The following is a 5,254-nucleotide window of genomic DNA, read 5'->3' on the forward strand; positions in this document are numbered from 1 at the left end:
GCGCGGTCGTAGACCGAGGCCAGGTGCTGGAAGTCCAGGTGGGTATAGATCTGGGTCGTGGCGATGTCGGCGTGGCCGAGCAGTTCCTGCACGGCCCGCAGGTCGCCGGACGACTCCAGCAGATGGCTGGCGAAGGAGTGCCGCAGCATGTGCGGGTGCAGGTGCTGGCCCAGCTCGCGGACGCCGGCCTGGCGCACTCGCAGTTGGATCGCCCGTGGCGTCAGGCGCTTGCCGCCGCGGCCGATGAACACCGCTCCGTCTTCCGGAGCGGCCTGGGCGCGCAGCGGCAGCCAGGCTTCGAGCGCCTGGCGCGCGGCCTTGCCGACCGGCAGCTCGCGGACCTTGTTGCCCTTGCCGCGCACTCGCACCAGGCCTTCCTTGAGGTCCAGCCATTCGAGATCGAGGCCGACCAGTTCCGAGAGGCGCAGCCCGGAGGAATAGAACAGCTCCAGCAGGGCCTGGTCGCGGCGGGCGATGAAGTCATCCTCCACGGCACCGTCGAGCAATTGCAGGGCGCGGTCGGCGTCGAGGGTCCTGGGCAGCTTGCGCGGACTCTTCGGCGCGCTCAGGCCGTTGGCAGGGTCGTGCCGGCAGCGCCCTTCGCGTAGCAGGTACTGGTAGAGGCCGCGCGTCGCCGAGAGCAGCCGTGCCAGGCTGCGGCTGGATTGGCCCTGCTGGTGCAGGCGGGCGACGAAGGTGCGCAGGCTGCGGGTGTCGAGGGCGTTCCAGTCGGAGAGCCCGGCCTTTTCGGCGAGGGCGAGGATCTTCAGCAGGTCGCGGCGGTAGCCGTCGAGGGTGTGCGCGGAGACCTGGCGCTCGCTGCGCAGATGTTCGAGGAAGGCATCCAGGTCGGCGCGCATCTCGGACCGCCCGCCGCGCTCAGCGGACCGAGCGCAGCGGCGAGGAGAAGCGCGGCAGCACGCGGGCCAGGACCTCGGCGACGTAGCCGAGGAACAGGGTGCCGAGGGAACTCTTGTAATGCTGCGGATCGGGACTGCCGATGGCGAGCACGCCGTGCAGGCCCTGGAAACTCAGGGAGACCACCGCTGCGGAGCCGATCTCGTCGCGGTCGCTCTCGCCGAAGAGGAACGCCAGTTCGTGTGGACGCAGCACGCCGCAGACGGTCTTGCCGCCGGAGAGCAGGCCGCCGATGGCCTGGTGCGCCTCCGCGCTGCTCACCGAGCGGCCCACCGAGACGCTACTGTCGCTGAACAGGATCAGGCTCACGTAGGGCACCTGGAACTCGTGGCGCAGGCTGTCCTCGACGGTACTGACCACGTCTTCCAGGCTGGTGGCGTCGAGCAGGTCGAGGACCAGGCGGCGGGTCTTGTCGAACAGGCGGTCGTTCTCGCGGGCCACGTCCATCAGTTGCGAGAGCCGGTGGCGCATCTCGATGTTGCGCTCGCGCAGCAGGCGTACCTGGCGCTCTACCAGCGACACGGCGTCGCCGGGCTGGTGCGGGATGCGCAACTCGGGGATCAGCTCGTCATGCTCGACGAAGAACTCCGGGTGCTGGCTCAGATAGGCGGCCACCTGCTCGGCGTCCAGCGCTGCTGTCGGTTCCTGGCTTTTCTCGGTCATAAGCGTCTCGGTTCTCGCGGGCGACGGCCCTTACAGGCGGACCTGGCCTTCATACACGCGGACGGCAGGCCCGGTCATCATAACGGGCTGGCCGGGACCTGCCCACTCGATGTGCAGGCGGCCGCCGGGGAGGTCGATCTGCACCGGCGATTGCAGCCAGCCCTGGCGAATCCCGGCAACCGCCGCGGCGCAGGCGCCGGTGCCGCAGGCCTGGGTCTCGCCGACGCCGCGCTCCCAGACGCGCAGGCGCGCATGGTGCGGATCGAGCACCTGGAGGAAGCCGATGTTGGCCTTCTTCGGGAAGCGCGGATGGACTTCCAGTTGCGGACCGAGGCTGTGTACCGGTGCGCTGTCGACGTTCTCGACGCGCAGCACGCCATGGGGATTGCCCATGGATACCGCGGCCAGTTCGACGCGCTGGCCATTCACCTCTATCTCATAGGACAAGGCTTCGCGCTCGGCCTGGAACGGTATCTCGGCCGGGGCCAGGCGCGGCGGACCCATGTCCACCGTGACCTGGCCGTCCGGGCGGATATTCAGCTCGATGATGCCGCCCTTGGTTTCTACGCGGATGCTCTTCTTCACCGTCAGGCGCTTGTCCTGGACGAAACGGGCGAAGCAGCGGGCGCCGTTGCCGCACTGCTCGACCTCGGAGCCGTCGGCGTTGAAGATCCGGTAGCGGAAGTCGACGTCGGGGCTGCTCGGGGCTTCGACGATCAGCAACTGGTCGAAGCCGACTCCGGTGTTGCGGTCGCCCCAGAGCTTGACGTGCTTGGGCTGCACATGGGCGTGCTGGCTGACCAGGTCGAGGACCATGAAGTCGTTGCCCAGGCCATGCATCTTGGTGAAGCGCAAAAGCATGGTCTGGGCCTCACTGCGGCAGCAGGCTTTCGCCGGCGTAGAGCTCTTGGACGGTCTCGCGGCGACGGACCTCGTGGGTCTGCTCGCCATCCACCAGCACCTCGGCGGCGCGACCGCGGGTGTTGTAGTTCGAGCTCATGACGAAGCCGTAGGCGCCGGCCGAGCGCACCGCCAGGAGGTCGCCTTCGGCGAGCGCCAGGTCGCGATCCTTGGCGAGGAAGTCGCCGGTCTCGCAGATCGGCCCGACCAGGTCGTAGCGGCGCGGCACGGCATCGCGCGGGCGTACCGCCTGCACGTCCATCCAGGCCTGGTAGAGAGCCGGGCGGATCAGGTCGTTCATCGCCGCGTCGACGATGGCGAAATCCTTGTGCTCGGTGTGCTTGAGGTACTCGACGCGGGTCAGCAGCACGCCGGCGTTAGCGACGATGGACCGGCCCGGCTCGAACACCAGGGTCAGGTCGCGGCCATGCAGGCGCTCGCGGATGGCGCGGATGTAGTCGCCGGCCAGCGGCGGCTGTTCGTCGCGGTAGCGCACCCCGAGGCCGCCGCCGAGGTCCAGGTGGCGAATGCCGATGCCTTTGCCGGCCAGGCGGTCGACCAGCCCGAGCAGGCGCTCGAGGGCGTCGAGGAAGGGCTCCAGCTGGGTCAATTGCGAGCCGATGTGGCAGTCGACGCCGATCACCTCCAGGTGGTCAAGCTCGGCGGCGCGGGCGTAGACCGCCTCGGCCTCGTCGATGGCGATGCCGAACTTGTTCTCTTTCAGGCCGGTGGAGATATAGGGGTGGGTCTGGGCATCCACGTCCGGGTTGACCCGCAGCGACACCGGCGCTTTCACGCCGAGTTCCGCGGCCACCCGTTGCAGGCGCTCCAGCTCTTCGCCGGACTCGACGTTGAAGCAGTGCACACCGACTTCCAGGGCGCGGCGCATGTCGTCGCGGGTCTTGCCGACGCCGGAGAACACCACCTTGGCCGGATCGCCGCCGGCGGCCAGGACACGCTCCAGCTCACCGCGGGAAACGATGTCGAAACCGGCGCCGAGGCGCGCCAGCACATTCAGCACCCCGAGGTTGGAGTTGGCCTTGACCGCGAAGCAGACCAGGTGCGGCATGCCGGCGAGGGCGTCGGCATAGGCGCGGTACTGGGCCTCGATGTGCGCGCGGGAGTAGACGTAGGTGGGCGTGCCGAAACGCTCGGCGATGCGGGAAAGCGCCACCCCTTCCGCGAACAGCTCACCGTCGCGGTAACTGAATGTGTCCATGGGCGCTCTCAGAAACCGTAGCGGTCTTTGCTGTGTTCTTTCTTGGCTTTTTCGTCGTCCGGCAGGTACAGCGGGCCTTTCTGGCCGCAGGCGGCGATGGAGCCGGCGAGGAGGGCGAGCGCGACGAAGGACAGGAACAGCCGCTTCATGACGGAATCCTTGTAGAAAACGTGAATTGTTCCGGAGTATACCGACCCCCCGGCGCCTTGCCTATGCGAGCCGGATCAGGTGTGCCGGGGCTTGCAGGGGAATGGCCTGAGGCAGAGGGGGCGCCGGCGTTTTCCGCGAGCGTCGCGGCAAAACAGCGCGGACTACGGCAATACCAGCGTAGAATTGTCGGAATAGGGCAAGACGAAGGTAGTCGCCCGCCTTTTTTCCCGTTAGCGAATGCCGAGGCAATGCATGAGTACGATGAATGAAGCGCGTTTCCACGACCTAGTCGATGCGCTCCAGCAGCAGGTGGAAGACGCCTTCGATGACAGCGACCTGGATCTCGACCTGGAGAACGCCGGCGGCGTGCTCACCGTACGCTTCGAGAACGGCTCGCAGCTGATCCTCAGCCGCCAGGCGCCGTTGCGCCAGCTGTGGGTGGCGGCGAAGTCGGGCGGCTTCCACTTCGATTACGACGAGGCCAGCGGTCTCTGGCGCCACGATGTCAGCCAGGAACCGCTGGGCGCGCTGCTCAACCGGGCGACCCTGGAGCAGGGGGGCGAGGATGTCGAGTTCCCCGGCCTCTGAGGCTTCGCCGCCGGCGGTGGCCTCGCCTTGCCGGCGCCTGTGCTGCCTCGACGATGCGGACGTTTGCGTCGGCTGCGGACGTTCCCTGGCGGAAATCCGCGAGTGGGGCAAGGCCGACGATTCCCGCCGCTTGCAGATCAGGTCACAGGCCGCTCGACGCCAGTCGCTGGCGGGCCGTCTCTCCTGATAGGGGGGATGTTGCTAATTCCTGCGACTGTGTTAGTGTCCGGGAAAACCCCGCCTTCGGGCGGGGTTTTTGCTTTTTTGCGATTCCTGCTTTTCATCGATCAACCGAACCGGACCAAGGAGCACGCCTGCGATCATGAGCACGCCGCCGATCACCATCACTCGTCTGGACCTGCAGCGCCTGGAGCGCCTGCTGGATGGCCTGGACGAATTCGGACCCGCCGCCGAGGCGCTGGAGGCCGAACTGTCGCGCGCCCAGGTGGTGGGGCATGACGAGATTCCGCCGGGCGTCGTGACCATGAACTCCACCGTGCGTTGCCGTGAGGAAAGCAGCGGCAAGGAGTACACCCTGACCCTGGTCTATCCCGAAGACGTGGCCGGCGAAGGCAAGGTCTCGATCCTCGCGCCGGTGGGCACCGCGCTGCTGGGTCTGACCATCGGCCAGACCATCGACTGGCCGGCGCCGAGCGGCAAGACGCTGAAGCTGACCCTGCTGGAAATCGAATACCAGCCGGAAGCCGCCGGCGACTACGCGCGCTGATCGGTTTTCGCCCGTCGCCTCCCGGCGACGGAACCAGGCGCTGCTGGAACAATGACCCAGCGCCGCACCGCGCGGGGCTCGACAAGGAC

Annotated in this window: 8 protein-coding genes; 3 read left to right on the top strand and 5 right to left on the bottom strand. The window is 67.7% G+C overall.

Features of this window, described 5'->3' with window-relative positions:
- The 5 genes from xerC to lptM all read right to left on the bottom strand — a co-directional run.
- Positions 1 to 860: tyrosine recombinase XerC (gene xerC, locus FFS27_RS28100; RefSeq protein WP_137952360.1), on the bottom strand; the 860-nt coding region annotated here is incomplete at its 3' end.
- Positions 861 to 879: 19 nt separating this feature from the next.
- A complete protein-coding gene (locus FFS27_RS28105; RefSeq protein ID WP_003096433.1) occupies positions 880 to 1,581 on the bottom strand; it encodes a DUF484 family protein in 702 nt (233 codons plus the stop codon).
- Between the two features lie 30 nt (positions 1,582 to 1,611).
- Positions 1,612 to 2,442 carry a diaminopimelate epimerase gene (gene dapF, locus FFS27_RS28110; protein WP_003098223.1) on the bottom strand — a complete coding sequence of 277 codons (831 nt, stop codon included), beginning with the start codon at positions 2,440 to 2,442 and terminating at the stop codon, positions 1,612 to 1,614.
- 10 nt (positions 2,443 to 2,452) lie between these two features.
- Positions 2,453 to 3,700, bottom strand: a complete 1,248-nt coding sequence (gene lysA / locus FFS27_RS28115) for a diaminopimelate decarboxylase (RefSeq protein ID WP_003096431.1) — start codon at positions 3,698 to 3,700, stop codon at positions 2,453 to 2,455.
- An 8-nt stretch (positions 3,701 to 3,708) separates the two neighbouring features.
- Positions 3,709 to 3,849, bottom strand: a complete 141-nt coding sequence (lptM, locus tag FFS27_RS28120) for an LPS translocon maturation chaperone LptM (protein WP_003096430.1) — start codon at positions 3,847 to 3,849, stop codon at positions 3,709 to 3,711.
- 253 nt (positions 3,850 to 4,102) lie between these two features.
- Between lptM and cyaY the strand changes: the two genes are divergently transcribed.
- The 3 genes from cyaY to rnk all read left to right on the top strand — a co-directional run bounded on the left by cyaY (position 4,103) and on the right by rnk (position 5,165).
- Positions 4,103 to 4,438, top strand: a complete 336-nt coding sequence (gene cyaY / locus FFS27_RS28125) for an iron donor protein CyaY (RefSeq protein WP_021264549.1) — start codon at positions 4,103 to 4,105, stop codon at positions 4,436 to 4,438.
- On the top strand, positions 4,416 to 4,625 hold the full coding sequence (locus FFS27_RS28130; protein ID WP_003161172.1) for a DUF1289 domain-containing protein: 210 nt from the start codon (positions 4,416 to 4,418) through the stop codon (positions 4,623 to 4,625). Before cyaY ends, FFS27_RS28130 begins: the two co-directional genes overlap by 23 nt.
- A 135-nt stretch (positions 4,626 to 4,760) precedes the next feature.
- Positions 4,761 to 5,165 (top strand): nucleoside diphosphate kinase regulator, encoded by a 405-nt coding sequence (gene rnk, locus FFS27_RS28135; protein ID WP_003096424.1) that lies wholly within the window; start codon positions 4,761 to 4,763, stop codon positions 5,163 to 5,165.
- The last annotated feature ends 89 nt before the right edge of the window (positions 5,166 to 5,254 follow it).

This window comes from Pseudomonas sp. 2VD, from assembly GCF_005503585.1.
In the GTDB taxonomy this organism is placed as follows: Bacteria; Pseudomonadota; Gammaproteobacteria; order Pseudomonadales; family Pseudomonadaceae; genus Pseudomonas; species Pseudomonas aeruginosa.

What these genes read in the sequence shown, in the direction of transcription:
- FFS27_RS28130 (WP_003161172.1), top strand. Translation starts at nt 4,416, where the DNA reads ATGTCGAGTTCCCCGGCCTCTGAGGCTTCGCCGCCGGCGGTGGCCTCG.
- cyaY (WP_021264549.1), top strand. Translation starts at nt 4,103, where the DNA reads ATGAGTACGATGAATGAAGCGCGTTTCCACGACCTAGTCGATGCGCTC.
- rnk (WP_003096424.1), top strand. Translation starts at nt 4,761, where the DNA reads ATGAGCACGCCGCCGATCACCATCACTCGTCTGGACCTGCAGCGCCTG.
- dapF (WP_003098223.1), bottom strand. Translation starts at nt 2,442, where the DNA reads ATGCTTTTGCGCTTCACCAAGATGCATGGCCTGGGCAACGACTTCATG.
- lysA (WP_003096431.1), bottom strand. Translation starts at nt 3,700, where the DNA reads ATGGACACATTCAGTTACCGCGACGGTGAGCTGTTCGCGGAAGGGGTG.
- lptM (WP_003096430.1), bottom strand. Translation starts at nt 3,849, where the DNA reads ATGAAGCGGCTGTTCCTGTCCTTCGTCGCGCTCGCCCTCCTCGCCGGC.
- FFS27_RS28105 (WP_003096433.1), bottom strand. Translation starts at nt 1,581, where the DNA reads ATGACCGAGAAAAGCCAGGAACCGACAGCAGCGCTGGACGCCGAGCAG.